The following is a 15567-nucleotide window of genomic DNA, read 5'->3' on the forward strand; positions in this document are numbered from 1 at the left end:
CTAACATCTCCGCGCCGCAGCGCAATGCCTGGCCGTACAAACAACATCAAAAGGGCGCGACCAAATGGCCGCGCCCCTTATCAATCTCACCTAAGTGACCCATGGCGCATGAGGACACAGGCGCCCTCAGCCCACTAGATCACATGTTTGGATAGTTCGGCCCGTCACCGCCTTGCGGCGTGGTCCAGACAATATTCTGGCTGGGGTCTTTGATGTCGCATGTTTTGCAATGCACACAGTTCTGAAAGTTGATCTGAAAGCGGGTTTCCTTGCCCTCTTCCTCAACAAACTCATAAACGCCCGCCGGGCAGTACCGCGCAGACGGCCCTGCGTATGTTGCAAGGTTCACCTTCACCGGCACGTCCGCATCCTTTAGCGTCAAATGCGCAGGCTGGCTTTCCTCATGATTGGTAAAGGAGAAGGCCACATTGGTCAGACGGTCAAAGCTGAGTTTCCCGTCAGGCTTTGGATAGTCGATTTCTTTGTGCTTTGAGGCAGGCTCTGTCGCTTCAGCATCGGATTTGCCGTGCTGCATCGTGCCGAACAGCGAGCCGCCAAAAAGCGTGTTGCACCACATGTCGAACCCACCAAAGGCCAAAGACGCCGTCAGGCCCCACTTGGACCACATCGGTTTCACATTGCGCACCTTCTTGAGGTCTTTGCCAATGGCACCTTCGCGGACGTCTTTTTCATAGGCAGACAGCTCATCACTGGCCCGACCCGCCTGAATGGCCGCATGCGCGGCTTCCGCCGCCGCCTTGCCTGACAGCATCGCGTTATGGTTGCCCTTGATCCGCGGCACGTTGACCATACCCACGGAGCACCCCAAAAGCGCCACACCAGGCGCAACCATCTTAGGCATCGCCTGATAGCCCCCTTCGGTGATCGCCCGCGCGCCGTAGGCCACGCGTTTGCCGCCCTCAAGCAGATCCGCCACGATGGGGTGATGCTTGAACTGCTGGAATTCCATGTAAGGGAAGACATGCGGGTTCTTGTAGCCAAGGTGCACCACAAACCCGACATAGACCTGGTTGTTGTCCAGGTGGTAGATGAATGACCCACCGCCCGCCTTCTTTTCAAGCGGCCAGCCCATGGTATGGGTGACAGACCCGGGCTTGTGCTTGGCCGGGTCAATCTCCCAGATTTCTTTCATGCCGATGCCGTATTTCTGCGGCTCTTTGCCTTCGTCCAGGCCGTATTTCGCGATCACCTGCTTGGACAAGGATCCGCGAACGCCCTCAGAAAGGAACACATATTTGCCGTGAAGCTCCATCCCCGGCTCTGTGTCGGGCCCGTAAGAGCCGTCTGCTTCGAGACCAAAGACGCCAGCCACAACGCCTTTCACTTCGCCGTTCTCACCAAAGACCAGCTCAGAACAGGCCATGCCGGGGAAAATCTCAACACCCAGCTCTTCGGCTTGCTCGGCCATCCAGCGGCAGACGTTGCCCATGGAGACGACGTAATTGCCATGGTTGTTCATCAAGGGCGGCATTGGAAAGTTCGGGATGCGCAGCTGACCGGCTTCACCCAGCATATAAAAGTTGTCTTCGACAACGGGCACGTTGATCGGCGCGCCTTTGGCTTTCCAATCTGGGATCAGCGCATCCAAACCGCAGGGGTCAAGGACAGCACCTGACAGGATATGCGCGCCCACTTCTGAGCCTTTTTCCAGCACGACCACGTTGCAATCAGGGTCCAGCTGCTTCAGTCGGATCGCCGCCGACAGGCCAGCAGGCCCTGCCCCAACGATGACCACGTCATATTCCATTGCTTCGCGTTCGATCTCAGCCATGGCTAGGAATTCCTCCGGGCAAAATGCGTTTTTGTGTCGCTAGCCTAGGTGAGCATTCATTGCAATCGGGACGATACGTAAAATCGACGCAGGGGCCGGACTGGCAATAAAAAAGGACAATCTGGCCAAAGGGCTCAAAAATGAAACGATTTGGTCGGAGGGTTGGCCCAACGGGCCCGCTCAAGCGCTTCTCCCCACGCTGCTACTCAAACGCCTTACGCCTTTTCGGGCAGATCCCCCATCAGATATCGCGGCCCCTGCCCGCGCTCTGCCGCACGATCCAAGGGGTTGTAAAGCTGGCAGGCCTCAAGGCTGAGACAGCCGCATCCGATACACCCATCCAGATTGTCCCGCAGTTTGGTCAATGTGGCGATCCGGGTGTCCAAGGCTGCGCGAAACCCTTTGCTGATCTCTGCCCAATCCGCCTTGGTTGGTGTCCGCCCCCCGGTAGCCGATCAAGCTCCGCTTTGATCTGCGGCAGGGTAAATCCGAACTGCTGGGCGATCATAACAAAGCTTAACCGCCGCAAATCAGCGCGTTCAAACCGGCGCTGTCCCCCGGCATTGCGCCAGGGTTTGATCAGGCCCTGCGCCTCATAATACCGGATGGCGGACACGGCCAGGCCGGTCCGATCTGCCAATGCGCCAATGGAAAGACCCTCATGAACTGCCATAAAAAAATACCTTGACCTAAAGTTAGGTTTAGAAATTACACCTGAGTCCAGAAGATGCAAGCAAAAGGAAAAAACATGCCCGCAATGCTCGAACACACCAACGTCACTGTCTCTGATCCGCAAACCACCGCCGCCTGGATGGAAAAGCTTTTCGGCTGGCATATCCGCTGGCAGGGCGACGCCATAGACGGCGGGCATACGGTACACGTCGGCACCGATACGCAGTATCTGGCGCTCTACACCCCCGGCAAACCGATGCAGGACAAAGCCAGCAGCTATACCTCGGTTGGTGGATTGAACCACATCGCCGTTGTGGTGGATGACCTGGATGCCATGGAAGCGCAGGTGCAGGCCCACGGGTTTCAGACCGGGCCGCATTACGAGTATGAGCCGGGCAAACGGTTCTATTTCCATGATGGCGACAACATCGAATACGAGGTTGTGCAATATGAATAGGCATGTTTGACGGCGGGGGTTAGCCAAGGCGTGAAAGCCCCCTTGCAATTCCCTTTCGGTTTGGGTCAGGTATCCGCCAGTTTAGTATGCAAACAGCCGTTCAGCGGAAAACCCGCTGTGCGGCCCAGATGACGTGGACAAACGCCCATGGAAAAGATCCCAATGACCCGCGCAGGGCACCAGGCCCTTGAGACAGAGCTCAAGCAGCTCAAGTCAGAAGAGCGTCCCGCGATCATCAAGGCAATCGCCGAAGCGCGCGAGCATGGGGATTTGTCCGAAAACGCGGAATACCATTCCGCAAAGGAAAAGCAGTCCTTTATCGAAGGTCGCATCAAAGAGTTGGAGGGAGCAATCTCTTTGGCGGATGTGATTGATCCTGCTAAGCTGTCTGGTGCGATCAAGTTCGGGGCCACTGTCACGGTTGTTGATGAAGACACGGATGAGGAAAAAACCTATCAGATCGTGGGTGAGTATGAGGCCAAGATCGAAGAAGGCCTGCTCAACATCAAATCCCCCATTGCCCGCGCATTGATCGGGAAAGAGGAAGGCGATTCCGTTGAGGTACGCACCCCCGGCGGCGAAAAATCCTATGAGGTTCTGAAAATCGTTTACGCCTAGGGCTTTCCCAGTATCAGGCGCAGGCGCGGAGCACAGCATGGCTGAAACCTCACAAAACCCATCCGATGCCCCAGCGGCACGCCCGGCTTCGGACGCTGCCAAACCGACGCCGCTTGGCATCTATGACAAGCCCAAGCCAGAGATCATCACCGGCATTGAAATCATCGCCATCGCGCTCAGCGCGGTGTGGTTGTTGGGCGCGATCTTCTTCTTTCTGATCCTGCGCGACGACAGCCCAGCCGGAGACGGCGCAGAAAGCCTGCGGTTCTTGATGACCATGCTGGCGGTCTTCATGCCCGTGGCGATGATCTGGGTCGCCGCAACGGCGGCCAAAGCCAGCCGCGTCATGCGCGACGAAAGCCAGCGGCTGCAGTCTGCGATTGATGCCATCCGGCAAGCCTATCTCAACCAACAGCAAAACCAGCCCCTGCGCGCAGAGCCATCTGTGACACGCAGGCTTGATGAAATCGCCGCTGCCACGCGCAAAACCGAAACCGCGTTGGCCACATTCCAGTCCAGCCGGAATGAAACCACCCGCCCAGCCCCCAGACCTGACGACGCCGCCATGCTGGATGATCAGCCCGCATTAGAGCTGGGCACGCAGGCTGTGGATATGGCCCCACAACTGGCCAATGATGATTTCATCCGCGCGCTGAATTTTCCTGAAACGGCCGAAGATGAAATGGGCTTTGCCGCCCTGCGCAGGGCGTTGAAAGACCGATCAACCTCTCAGTTGATCCAGGCCGCTCAGGACGTGCTGACCTTGATGAGCCAGGACGGCATCTACATGGACGACCTGCGCCCCGACCGCGCAAGGCCCGAGGTTTGGCGCCAGTTTTCCCAAGGCGCACGCGGGCGGGCAGTGGCCGCTCTTGGTGGGATCAGAGACCGGTCGTCACTGGCGCTGACCAACGCGCGCATGAAACAAGACCCGATCTTTCGCGACGCCGCCCACCACTTTCTCCGCCGCTTTGACAAAACCATTGCTGAGTTTGAAAAAAACGCCTCCGATGGCGAAATCTCTGCGATGGCCGATACCCGTACGGCGCGCGCATTTATGCTGCTGGGCCGGTGCGCAGGGACCTTTGACTAGGATCTGTTGATCCTCTGCGTGGCAGTGTCTGCCCCGCGCACTCAGTCCCAAAAACTTGCGTAAGGAATGAACCGCACCGGATCGCCGGGCGTAATTTCTGCGGCCGGTTCAGGTAAGTCCACCAGCCCCTCGGCCCAGCTTAGCCCCGAAATTCGGCCAGATCCTTCGGATCCAAAAGCCTCAACAACGCCGTCCCGGATCCGGGCGCGCAAAAACTCACGGCGGCCTGCTTTCTTCCGCTTGGAAAACCCTGCTGGCAGTTCAAATCCCTGTGGCGCGCGCCATCCCTCTCCGGCCAAAAGCGCCATCGCGGGGCGCGCAAAGATCAGCGCGCAGACCATCGCCGCAACCGGATTGCCCGGCAAACCAAAGACCGGCACCCCATCCCACATCCCCAGCGCCAAAGGGCGGCCCTGGCTTGACCGCGATGCGCCAAAGCGCCATCGCGCCCGCCTCTTGCAGCAACGCTGACACATGATCCTCGTCGCCCGCTGAGGCCCCGCCGCTGGTTAGGATAACGTCCGTCTTAGCCGCCGCAGCGTCCAGCGCGGCACGTAGGGCATCCGCGTTGTCAGGCACAATGCCAAGGTCGACCGCCTGATAGCCAAAACGCGCAACAAGCCCGGTCAACATTGGGCGGTTGGCATCAAAAATCTGTCCCGGCCCCGCCGCATCGCCCGGTGCTACCAGTTCATCCCCGGTTGAGATCACGCCAACCCGCAGCCGGTCGCGCACCGTTACCTGTGACAGGCCAGTGGCTGCCAAAAGCGCCAGATCAGCGGGCGTGATCCGGCGGCCCTTTGCCAGCACGATGTCCCCAGCGGCAACATCCTCGCCTGCTTTGCGGACATTCGCCCCAGCTTTGAGCGGCCCGGAAAACTGGATAGCACCGTCTGAGACCACCACGTCTTCTTGCAACACAACCGTATCGACGCCTTCTGGTATTGCCGCACCGGTCAGCACGCGGATGGCCTTACCTGCGGGCACCGCCCCCGGCGCATCGCCCGCCGCCGCCCGACCTTCGGCCAGGGGCAGGTTGTGCACGCCCTCTGGCCTGCCACCCGCAAAGCCATAGCCATCAACCGCCGTGTTGGGCAAAGGCGGATTGGAACGTTGGGCAAAATGGTCCTGGCTAGCGATCCCATTCAAAGCCTCGCCAAGCTCCACGCGCCGTGCCGCTGTCACCGGGGCCAGACGTTCTTGCAGCAGGCTCAATGCCTCATCCACCGGCGTCCAATGCACGCCAGGGGGCAGCGCAAAGCAATCGTTCCTCAGCGGCGGCGCGGTCAGGAACTCCTCATAGCCCAGCCCGAAGATCCACCCCTCTTCCGGGGACTCCACCGTTAGGATTTCCCGCAGCTTTTCAGGCGGCAAGGCGGCGACCTGCCGGGCAACCTCAGCCACCTGCCAAGCATCTTTGATCCACCCATCGGGCGGCGGGCCGACCGTCAAAGAGGGCCAGATCTCGACAAAGGCGATATCTTGGGTCAACGGCTCAAACGGCCAAACGGCCGCCTTAAATTTCCGCCGCAGCCGGTTCAGAACGGGCAAGCCGGTAAAGACCTGTCCACCCACGGCACCCGCGCCGCCCATCTGCCAACAGGTGAACGCCCCGGGGGCCAACCCTTCGCACTGCCGCTTTTCGGGAAAGGGGTTTTCATATCCGGCCTTGGTTCGTGGCAACCCGGCCACTTCCGTTGCCACAGGCGCGAACCAGAACGGCCCACGCCCGCCGCCTGTGGCCAAGTTTATCTTCCCCGCCAATGCAAAACGGTTATTGGCGCTGGGGGTATCTTCCAGATGCGCTTCGAAATAATCCCACAGGGCAAAGGGATCTGCCGTTCCGGTCAAGGCTTGGGCAAATCCAGCGGGATAGCCAAATGGAAAATCAAACCCGGCCAAAACCCGCCGCCCCGCCGCGTGCTCCGCCTCAAAGAAGGACGCCAGCCAAGCCTCAGCCTCTTGCCGATTGCGCAAATATACAGGGGCGTCCATGGTGCCACCCCGGTTCACACCAGCCCAAATCGCGTCCTTTTTCGGGGCCTTCCCCCGGTCATTGCCGCCTGACCAGTCCACCACAACGATGGTGTCAAATCCGGTCACAACCCAACCTCTGCCAAGATAAAATCAGCGATCCGCACCGTGTCATCCAGATCAAACACCGGCACCTGCGCCTCCATTGGCGTATCACTGGCAATGGCGCGCACCGTGTCGTCCTGCGGCGCGATCAGGGGGTTACCTGTCACGGCGCGGTGGGCCTCAATCTTGGGGTGGGGGGCCGTTTTATAGCCCTCGATCAGAACCAGATCGACCGCCGCCAGCTTGCCCAGCAATTCAGGCAACGCAGGCTCCTCAGCTCCGCGCAATTCATGCATCAACGCAAAGCGTTTGCCAGAGGCCAGCAATACCTCCGATGCGCCTGCGGCACGGTGGCGGTAGCTGTCTTTGCCGGGGTGGTCGACATCAAAGCTGTGGTGCGCATGCTTGATGGTAGAAACGGTAAACCCGCGCCCTGTAATCTCGGCCACCAGACGTTCCATAAGTCCGGTCTTGCCCGCGTTCTTCCAGCCCGCGACCCCAAAAACTCTCATGTCATCGCCTCTGCCTGCGCCAGATCCTCGGGCGTGTTGACGTTGAAAAACGCGGCCTCATCCGCAAACAGCGCCTCGCGCCCGCCGTGCTGATCTGTCCACAACACGACTTTGCGCAGACCACCGGCCAAAGCCTCGCGTAGGTCATCGCGCAGTGCGACGGGCCAAAGCCCAAATGTGGGGTGGCGCGCCCGGCCCCGTTTGGGATCAGGCGTGGTGGCCAACACAAGAGGATGCGCCATGCCTTCACCGGCCAGCAACAGCTGCGGCACCAGATCACAAGGGAAAAACGGCGTGTCTGCAGCGGCTGTGACAATCGCGTCCGCCCCTTGCTCTGCGGCCCAATCCAGCCCCGCAAGCACACCGGCCAGCGGTCCGGCAAACCCTTCAATGCTGTCAGCCACCACCGGCAGACCAAAGGCCGCAAACCGGTCCGCATCGCCGTTGGCATTCAGCGCCACTTGCCCCACCTGCGGGGTCAGACGGTCCATCACATGTGACAACAGCATCTTGCCTTGCAGGCGCAGCAGCCCCTTGTCACCGCCACCCATCCGGGTGGCCTGGCCCCCAGCCAAAATCACGCCAAGGGGTTCGTTCATGCCGCAGCCCCTTTTGCGGCCCGCGCGGCGCGGCTCATCTGCGATCTGATCGGGGTCGGCATCGCGGATCAGACGATCCTCACCGCTCAGGCAGACGAACCGCTTGCCTTTCATCCGGCCAATTAGCGTCAGCCCAACCTGCTGAGCAATCTCAACACCCCAGGCGGTAAATCCTGACCGAGAGGCCAGGACAGGTATGCCCATCATTGCGGTTTTGATCACCATCTCTGAGGTCAGCCGCCCAGTGGTATACAGGATCTTGTCATCGCAGGGCACATCCTCCAGCCGCATCCAGCCTGCGATCTTATCAACTGCATTATGCCGCCCCACGTCTTCCATATAGACCAGCGGGCGGTCACCCTGGCACAGCACAGTGCCATGGATCGCACCGGCCTGCAGATAAAGAGAAGGCGTGCGGTTGATCTTGGCCGACAGGGCATAAAGCCAGGATGTGCGGACCTGCGTCTGGGCCAGTTCCACGCCTTCCAGCCCTTCCATCATGTCGCCAAAGACGGTCCCAACCGCACAGCCGCTGGTGCGGGTTTTGCGGCGCATCTTGTCTTCGTAATCCGTTTCACGCGCGGTGCGGACCACAACGGTTTCAAGCTCTTCGTCGTAATCAATCCCGGTGATGTCATCGCTGTCTTGCAACATCCCCTGATTGCGCAGAAAGCCCACGGCAAGATAGGCAGGGTAATCGCCGATCGTCATGGCGGTGACCACTTCTTGACGGTTCAGGAATATGGTCAGCGGGCGTTCTTCAACAACTGAGATCTCAGTTTTGCAGCCCTTATGATCCGTGCCCCAAACCGCCCGGGTCAACCGCGCCGCCTGAGGATCAGGCGCGATGATGTAATCGCTCAGATCAGGATCTTGGGCCAATTGTATCCTCTCAGCGTTAGCGTTACGACTGGCAATAACCTAAGGCTTTCCCATGACCATCACCACCGCGAAATCCACCTTTTTCAAAGGCCTGCTTGCCGGAGCGCCCTTCCTGCTGGTGGTGATCCCCTTTGCCACGCTCTTTGGCCTGTTGGCGGTCGAGGCGGGGTTGAACGTGCTGGAGGCTTTGGCCTTTTCGGTCGTGGTGATCGCCGGGGCCGCCCAATTCACCGCCCTGCAGCTGATGCAGGAAGAGGCCCCGACCATCGTTGTGCTGGCCTCAGCGCTTGCGGTGAACCTGCGCATGGCGATGTATTCCGCATCCCTGACGCCCTACATCGGCTCCGCCCCTTTGTGGCAGAGGGCCTTTGCTGCCTATCTGACGGTGGATCAATCCTATGTCGTGTCGGTGGCGAAATACGAACAAGACCCCGACATGACCGTGCCCGAACGTGTCGCCTATTTCTTTGGGGCCGTGTCGCTGGTGGCCCCTTTTGGTACATCTTCACCGTTGTTGGCGCGGTCCTTGGCTCACGCGTGCCTGAAAGCTGGGCGTTGGATTTCGCAATCCCCATCACGTTTCTGGCCATGATCGCACCGATGTTTCGCACCTTGGCACATGTGGTGGCCGCCCTGGTCGCCGTTGTGATGAGCCTCTTTACCGTGGCGATCCCCTATTCGCTGGGCATCATCGTGGCGGGGATGGCAGGCATGATTGCGGGCGCTTGGGTTGAAAAACGTATGGCCCAGCGCGCGGAGGCTGTGAAATGAACGATCCACTCACTCTCTGGATCATCATCATCGGGATGGGCCTGGGCAGCTTTTTCTTGCGGTTTGTGTTCATCGGGCTGGTGGGGAACCGACCCATGCCCGATTGGCTGTTGCGGCACCTGCGCTATACAGCCGTGGCCGTCTTGCCCGCCTTGGTCACGCCTCAGGTCATCTGGCCGTCCGCCACCGGAGGTGAGCTTGACCCCGCGCGCCTTGCGGCGGCGGCGGTGACACTGACCGTTGGGCTGATGACGAAGAATGTCCTGATCGCAGTGGGGGCCGGTGCGGTCACCCTCTATTCGATGCTCTATTTACTGGGCTAGTTCTGCCGCACGCACCGCGTCGATCACATCGCCCGCATCGTTTTCATAAAGCTTTGTCGTCGTCACACCGGGCAGCGTTGCGAATTGCTCCATCACGTTAACCGGGAAAAACGTCCGCTCAATGCCTTCAAACCCATTCAGCTGGGCCAGAATGGCTGTTGTGGATTGCGCGCAAAAGGCACCCGCCACCGGGCCATTGGCCTGCACAAGCTGCAGCGCCCGTTCTGCCGTTTCAGGTGACACAGCAATCGTTTGGGACACGACGTGAAACGTCTCACGGGCATGGGCGGATTTATAGGCCTGCAACCAACCGGGCGTGATTCCATAAAGGACATCGCCGCGCTCAACCACGCGGCTGTCACGGAAAGATCCAGCCGGGTCAAAAATCACCCGTTGTGATCCGCTGACCATCAGCGCAGTATGCCCGCCGCTGCCGGTGCGGTTGTTGACCATGGTAAACAAGGTCAGGCTGGGCGCATCGCTGGCACGGAAGGCTGCCGCCTGTATTGCCTCAGACGGACTGTCGGTTCCGGGCGGTGCGACACATGCGGCAACCGCAGCAACGACGCTCAGCGCCAAAACGATGCGTTTCACAGCAGCACGCTCCTTTACCGGCCTCGCGCGGAAGGCGCGGATCAAGTGATGAAAATCGCCATACCGACGATGATCACCAGAATCACGATGACGGATTTGGTGACGAAAGACATGAACCCGTCAAATGTCTTTTCCTGCACGGATGTATCCATGCTGCCATGCTCATGTTCAGCCATTTTGAATTTCCTTAGCTACGGACTTGTGCGTTGGTTAGCGTATTTGTCTGGCCCTGTCACCCAGTCAAAATGCAGCATCACCTCGCAAGGCTCAACTGGTGCTTTTGGCCGTCTCCAGGTCTTCGACCAACCGGAAACCGATGCGCTTGGGCTCTGCCCCCTGCACCGCTTTTGGCAAGGCGCGAAACATAACGCTTAGCTGGCTGACATGCTGCACCAACTGCGTGCGCGCGCCGTTTTGATCGGCCCCATAAAAGGTGACGATATCGGGATCAAAATACCCCATGCCCTCAATCCGCAGCACACCTGTGTCGCCCCCGGTAAAGCCCATGGCCACTTCGTGTTCATTATCCAACTGTTCTTCAAAGTTCTTCAGATACAGCACTGTACGCTCATAGGCCCACTGTGCTGGGCTTTTCTGAGCGACAGGTTTGCCCGCCACGCTTTGCGGGATCGGCTGATCCGAGGCTTTGCGCTGCGCTGGATCGGCATGTGTTTCGTAGATTTGTGGCAGCACATGCGCCTCACTGGCCTCAGCTGCTGTTTTGATCTCATCACCCATACCGCTCACCCTTTGCTTTGATACACCCAGGCCCCGTCCGCTTCGCGCAATTCACGGGTTGCCCGTCCTTCCTGGTAAAGGTGGCTCAAGTGCGCGACAGCTTCAACCAGCGCCAACCCATACTCCCCTTCACCTATCGTTCTTTTGAACAAAGGCGCAAAGCATTCTGAGGCGGATTTGGGCGCGGCGATAAACTCTTCCAACCGCTTCAACGCGCTGTGGTGATTTTCGATCAATTGGCTCATGCGTTTGGGCAACCCGGTGAAGGGCAGCTTGTGCCCCCCAGCACCAGGTGATCCGCCCGCGCCAGACCCGCCAAACGCTCACAAGCCTCAAGCCATTCGCCGATGGGATCTGCCATCGGCTCCGTTGGATAGACCCCGATGTTGGGGCTGATGGAGGGCAAGATCTGATCGCCCGCCAGAACCAGATTGTCATCACGGCTCCAGAAGGTGGCGTGTTCAGGGGCGTGCCCGTTGCCCATGTGAATGTCCCAAGTGCGCCCGCCCATGACGATGCTGTCCCCCTGCTGGATCCGGGTATAGCCCAAGGGCAAGGGGGCCACGATATCGGCAAAGTTAAACGGACGCTCTGCAATACGCTTTTCAAGCAAGGCCGCGTCCATGCCTGAGCGTCGATAAAACTCAATGGTCTTGGGGGGCGTCTGTTCTTGCACATCCAGCGTCAGCATGCGCGCCATCAACCACGCTGTGCGTGTGGTTACCAGTGAGGCCCCATGCGCATCTTGGAACCACCCCGCCAGTCCCACATGATCAGGGTGATGATGTGTGACCACAACACGGCCCACGGGTTTACCACCCAACGGCCCAGCCAGAGCCGCCTCCCACAGCGCTTTTGATTTCTTGGACGCAAACCCAGTGTCTATGATTGTCCAGCTGTCGCCATCATCGAGCGCATAGATGTTCACATGGTCCAACTTCATGGGCAGCGGCATGCGCAGCCATAAAACGCCGGGAGCGACCTCAATCGCTTCGTCACCATGCGCGGGCGGGGTTTCCCAGGGATAGCGCAGGCCTTCAGGTGCTTGGGTGTTCATGCAGACAACTCATCCAGATCCATGGCGTAAAGGTCGTCCTGTCCGATTTTCGCCTGTGCCAGCAGGACAACGTGTTCCGGCAACAGGCGGTTCATATAAAAGCGCGCCATTTTCTCGCGCGGGCCACCGGGGGCTGCCATGGCGGCCTTGAGGTGAAAATGCGCGCCCAGCACACGGGCAAAAGCTTGCAGATAGGCAACCGCACCGGCGAACCTGTCGGTCAGGTCCTCTTGGGCCACCAACCAATCTGTCGTTTCCCTCAAAGTCTCGCTCGCATCCCAGACCGCTTCTGCGAGGTCCGGCAAAGTGGCGCGCGCGGCCTCTGCTGTCTCTTCGATCTCATCCAGCAGGCGGCCCGCCATTTCGCCACCGTCCATCATCTTGCGCGCGACAAGATCCATCGCCTGAATGCCGTTGGTGCCTTCATAAATCGCTGTCACCCGCACATCGCGCAGGAATTGCGCAGCACCGGTTTCCTCAACAAAGCCCATGCCGCCGTGCACCTGAATGCCCGTATCCGCCACCTTGATCCCGGTCTCGGTGCCAAAGGCCTTGGCAATCGGCGTCAAAAAGGCCGCGCGGGCCTGCCAGCTTTTGTCCCCGGTCGCATTGCTCATGTCGATCGCCTGCGCACAAGACAGCGCAATTGCGCGCGCCGCAAACACATCCGCTTTCATCGCCAACAGCATCCGGCGCACATCCGCATGGGCGGCAATGGTGAAGCCATGAATGGATTTGCCCTGCTTGCGCTCCAGCGCATAGGCCATCGCGTGTTGAAACGCGGCATGGGCCACGCCGATGCCTTGCGTGCCAACCCCAAGACGCGCGTTGTTCATCATCGTAAACATCGCCGCCATGCCGCCCTGCTCCGGCCCGATCATCCAGCCGGTCGCGTCATCATACTGCATCACAGCTGTAGGAGAGCCATGCAGCCCCAGCTTGTGCTCCAGGCTGACCACGCTCACACCATTGCTTTTGCCGACGGTCCCGTCTGGATTTGGCAGATACTTGGGCACGATGAACAGACTGATGCCTTTCGTCCCCTCCGGTGCGCCGGGCAAACGCGCCAGCACAAGGTGGCAGACGTTTTCGGCAAAGTCGTTGTCGCCCCAGCTGATGTAAATCTTCTGACCCGAAATCGCATAGGTCCCGTCGTTGTTGTCCACCGCTTTGGTCTTTAACGCCCCAACGTCAGAGCCGGCTTGCGGCTCGGTTAGGTTCATGGTCCCGGTCCATTCACCGCTGATCAGTTTGGGCAGATAAAGCGCTTTGATCTCATCAGAGGCGTGATGCTCCAACGCCTCAATCTGACCCTGGCTCATCAACGGGGCCAGTTGCAAAGACAGGCACGCACCGCTCATCATGTCGTTCATTGCGGTGTTCAACACCATCGGCAGTCCCATGCCGCCATGCGCGGGGTTGGCGGTGATGCCGATCCAACCGCCCTCGGCGATGGCGGCGAACCCTTCGGCGTAGCCAGGCGAGGTGCGCACAACGCCGTTCTCCAGCACCGCGGGATGCAGATCACCATTGCGCTGCAAGGGCGACAGAACATCATCGCAAACGCGCCCAGCCTCAGCCAGAATAGCGTCCGACACATCTTTGGTAGCCTCTGCAAAGCGCTCCGTTTGACGCACCGCCTCCATGTCGATCAGGTGGTCGAGCATAAAGCGAAAATCTTCAACAGCAGCACGGTAGGGCATGATGCATCTCCTTACAAACTTGGAATGCCTTGGCAAAGTACGCCTGCCGCGATATCAGCTTTGCCTTGGGTCAACCATGAAAATCCCACCACTGCACCACAACCACGACGCGGCGTCACGCGGGGAAGGTCCATGAAAACACGCCTGCTTTTCCCACAAGACGACGGCATCGCCGCAGCCGCTGCGCTGTTGCGGGAGGGGGCGCTGGTCTCTTTTCCGACCGAAACTGTCTATGGCCTGGGGGCCGATGCCCGTGATGGCCAGTGCGGTTGCCCGGATCTATGACGCCAAGGGGCGGCCCAGCTTTAATCCGCTGATTGTCCACCTTGCTGAGGCCGCTAAGGCGCGGGATTATGTGCTTTGGTCTGATGCGGCAGAGGTGTTGGCGGCAGCCTTTTGGCCCGGTCCCCTCACCCTCGTCCTCCCGCTGAAAGAAGGGCATGGCCTGTCGTCTCTGGTAACTGCTGGTCTGCCCACCGTCGCCTTGCGCGTGCCCGCGCACCCCGCAGCACATCAACTATTGCAAAGCTTTGGTGGCCCCGTCGCGGCACCTTCGGCCAACCCATCGGGCCGGATCAGCCCGACGCAGGCTCACCATGTCTTGGCCGGGCTGGAAGGCCGGATCGAAGCGGTGCTCGACGATGGGGCCTGCAGCGTCGGTTTGGAAAGCACCATTGTCGGATGGCAAGACGGGCGCGCAACCTTGCTGCGCGCGGGCGGCCTGCCGCAAGAGGCCATTGAGGCCGCCCTGGGCCACCCGCTTGCAGCCCCTGCAAAAAACGACATCACCGCCCCCGGTCAACTCAGCTCTCACTACGCGCCTGCAGCCCGCGTGCGCCTGAACGCCACGGACGCAAGCGCCGATGAGCTGCTGCTGGGGTTTGGTGCAATTGCTGGTGATCTGTCTCTTTCGGCCAGTGGTGATCTGGTTGAGGCCGCCGCCAACCTCTTTGACCACCTGCACACCCCCGGACGCCAAAGGCGCCCCCATCGCCGTGGCCCCGATCCCAGCGCGTGGTTTGGGCATTGCAATCAATGATCGCCTGCGCCGCGCGGCGGCCCCCCGCAACGTTACTGCGCCCTGATTTAGGCCCGCCCCGCCGTCGCCGATAAAACCAACGGGTCAATCCCCAGCGATTTCAACGCCGCTTCCCACTTTTGCGCGTCCGGCAGATCAAACACCAGCTCCCGGTCTGCATCCGCCGTCAGCCACCCGTTCTGCGCAATTTCACCTTCCAGCTGCCCCGGCCCCCAACCGGCATAGCCCAGCATCAGCAGCGCTTTCTCTGGCCCCTGCCCGCGCAGGATGTCTTCCAACACGTCAAGCGTGGCGGTCAAGGCAAAGCCGCCATCAACCACCAGTGTCTGCATGGCTGAGCGGTATTCCTGCGAATGCAACACAAACCCCTGCCCGGTTTCGACCGGCCCGCCGAAATGCACGCCCATCTGCGGCTTGCCCTGGGGCATGTCCTGCACCAACTGGTCCAGCACGTCTGACAGGCTGACCCCGTCGGCAGGCTTGTTCACAATGAGACCCATGGCCCCATCCTCAGAATGGGCCGACAAAAACACGACAGAATGCTCAAACCGCGGATCGCCCATGCCAGGCATGGCGATCAGCAATTTGCCGGTCAGCGATGTGATGTCTTCAGTCATGAAGTCGATCAGGGGTTGAGC

General features: G+C 59.9%; 12 protein-coding genes and 6 pseudogenes. 6 read left to right on the top strand and 12 right to left on the bottom strand.

The genetic code is table 11. The features are described 5' to 3' along the window. Window positions 1–139 precede the first annotated feature (139 nt). Both ACZ1HM_RS17870 and soxR read right to left on the bottom strand, forming a co-directional pair. Window positions 140–1792, bottom strand: a complete 1653-nt coding sequence (locus ACZ1HM_RS17870) for an electron transfer flavoprotein-ubiquinone oxidoreductase (protein ID WP_472743990.1) — start codon at window positions 1790–1792, stop codon at window positions 140–142. 215 nt (window positions 1793–2007) lie between these two features. Continuing rightward, window positions 2008–2465, bottom strand: a pseudogene (gene soxR / locus ACZ1HM_RS17875) (redox-sensitive transcriptional activator SoxR). Between the two features lie 75 nt (window positions 2466–2540). Here soxR and ACZ1HM_RS17880 point away from each other — a divergent pair. From ACZ1HM_RS17880 to ACZ1HM_RS17890, 3 genes are all read left to right on the top strand, one after another. Next, the gene (locus ACZ1HM_RS17880) at window positions 2541–2921 is read left to right on the top strand and encodes a VOC family protein (protein ID WP_472743991.1); all 381 of its coding nucleotides are present in this window, start codon (window positions 2541–2543) and stop codon (window positions 2919–2921) included. A 147-nt stretch (window positions 2922–3068) separates the two neighbouring features. Continuing rightward, window positions 3069–3539 carry a transcription elongation factor GreA gene (gene greA / locus ACZ1HM_RS17885; protein WP_472743992.1) on the top strand — a complete coding sequence of 157 codons (471 nt, stop codon included), beginning with the start codon at window positions 3069–3071 and terminating at the stop codon, window positions 3537–3539. Between the two features lie 37 nt (window positions 3540–3576). Further along, a complete protein-coding gene (locus ACZ1HM_RS17890) occupies window positions 3577–4632 on the top strand; it encodes a hypothetical protein (protein WP_472743993.1) in 1056 nt (351 codons plus the stop codon). A gap of 41 nt (window positions 4633–4673) precedes the next feature. On the opposite strand, the pseudogene ACZ1HM_RS17895 reads toward ACZ1HM_RS17890, so the two are convergent. The 4 genes and pseudogenes from ACZ1HM_RS17895 to fdhD form a co-directional block, all read right to left on the bottom strand. Beyond that, window positions 4674–6735: pseudogene (locus ACZ1HM_RS17895) on the bottom strand (molybdopterin-binding protein). Then, a complete protein-coding gene (gene mobB / locus ACZ1HM_RS17900; protein WP_472743994.1) occupies window positions 6732–7223 on the bottom strand; it encodes a molybdopterin-guanine dinucleotide biosynthesis protein B in 492 nt (163 codons plus the stop codon). The pseudogene ACZ1HM_RS17895 and the gene mobB overlap by 4 nt, the downstream one beginning before the upstream one ends. Next, window positions 7220–7822 carry a molybdenum cofactor guanylyltransferase MobA gene (gene mobA, locus ACZ1HM_RS17905; RefSeq protein WP_472744659.1) on the bottom strand — a complete coding sequence of 201 codons (603 nt, stop codon included), beginning with the start codon at window positions 7820–7822 and terminating at the stop codon, window positions 7220–7222. Before mobA ends, mobB begins: the two co-directional genes overlap by 4 nt. Before the next feature lie 12 nt (window positions 7823–7834). Next, a pseudogene (gene fdhD, locus ACZ1HM_RS17910) lies at window positions 7835–8710 on the bottom strand (formate dehydrogenase accessory sulfurtransferase FdhD); the annotation flags it as partial. 46 nt (window positions 8711–8756) lie between these two features. On the opposite strand from fdhD, the pseudogene ACZ1HM_RS17915 reads away from it, so the two are divergent. Both ACZ1HM_RS17915 and ACZ1HM_RS17920 read left to right on the top strand, forming a co-directional pair. Further along, window positions 8757–9475, top strand: a pseudogene (locus tag ACZ1HM_RS17915) (AzlC family ABC transporter permease). After that, window positions 9472–9798, top strand: a complete 327-nt coding sequence (locus ACZ1HM_RS17920) for an AzlD domain-containing protein (RefSeq protein WP_472743995.1) — start codon at window positions 9472–9474, stop codon at window positions 9796–9798. The pseudogene ACZ1HM_RS17915 and the gene ACZ1HM_RS17920 overlap by 4 nt, the downstream one beginning before the upstream one ends. Here ACZ1HM_RS17920 and ACZ1HM_RS17925 read toward each other — a convergent pair. From ACZ1HM_RS17925 to ACZ1HM_RS17945, 5 genes and pseudogenes are all read right to left on the bottom strand, one after another. Then, complete coding sequence (locus ACZ1HM_RS17925) at window positions 9787–10392, bottom strand: hypothetical protein (RefSeq protein ID WP_472743996.1); 606 nt, start codon at window positions 10390–10392, stop codon at window positions 9787–9789. The genes ACZ1HM_RS17920 and ACZ1HM_RS17925 overlap by 12 nt on opposite strands. A 41-nt stretch (window positions 10393–10433) precedes the next feature. Then, window positions 10434–10568 carry an aa3-type cytochrome c oxidase subunit IV gene (locus tag ACZ1HM_RS17930; RefSeq protein ID WP_472743997.1) on the bottom strand — a complete coding sequence of 45 codons (135 nt, stop codon included), beginning with the start codon at window positions 10566–10568 and terminating at the stop codon, window positions 10434–10436. A 91-nt stretch (window positions 10569–10659) separates the two neighbouring features. After that, window positions 10660–11130, bottom strand: coding sequence for a DUF6173 family protein (locus ACZ1HM_RS17935; RefSeq protein ID WP_472743998.1), 471 nt, complete (start codon window positions 11128–11130; stop codon window positions 10660–10662). A 5-nt stretch (window positions 11131–11135) separates the two neighbouring features. Next, a pseudogene (locus ACZ1HM_RS17940) lies at window positions 11136–12187 on the bottom strand (MBL fold metallo-hydrolase). Continuing rightward, window positions 12184–13890, bottom strand: coding sequence for an acyl-CoA dehydrogenase (locus ACZ1HM_RS17945; RefSeq protein ID WP_472743999.1), 1707 nt, complete (start codon window positions 13888–13890; stop codon window positions 12184–12186). The pseudogene ACZ1HM_RS17940 and the gene ACZ1HM_RS17945 overlap by 4 nt, the downstream one beginning before the upstream one ends. A 132-nt stretch (window positions 13891–14022) precedes the next feature. On the opposite strand from ACZ1HM_RS17945, the pseudogene ACZ1HM_RS17950 reads away from it, so the two are divergent. Beyond that, window positions 14023–14975: pseudogene (locus tag ACZ1HM_RS17950) on the top strand (L-threonylcarbamoyladenylate synthase). A 1-nt stretch (window position 14976) separates the two neighbouring features. On the opposite strand, the gene ACZ1HM_RS17955 reads toward ACZ1HM_RS17950, so the two are convergent. Then, a complete protein-coding gene (locus ACZ1HM_RS17955) occupies window positions 14977–15546 on the bottom strand; it encodes a YqgE/AlgH family protein (protein ID WP_472744000.1) in 570 nt (189 codons plus the stop codon). Window positions 15547–15567 lie beyond the last annotated feature (21 nt).

It is taken from the genome of Sulfitobacter sp. GN1-4 (assembly GCF_055693825.1).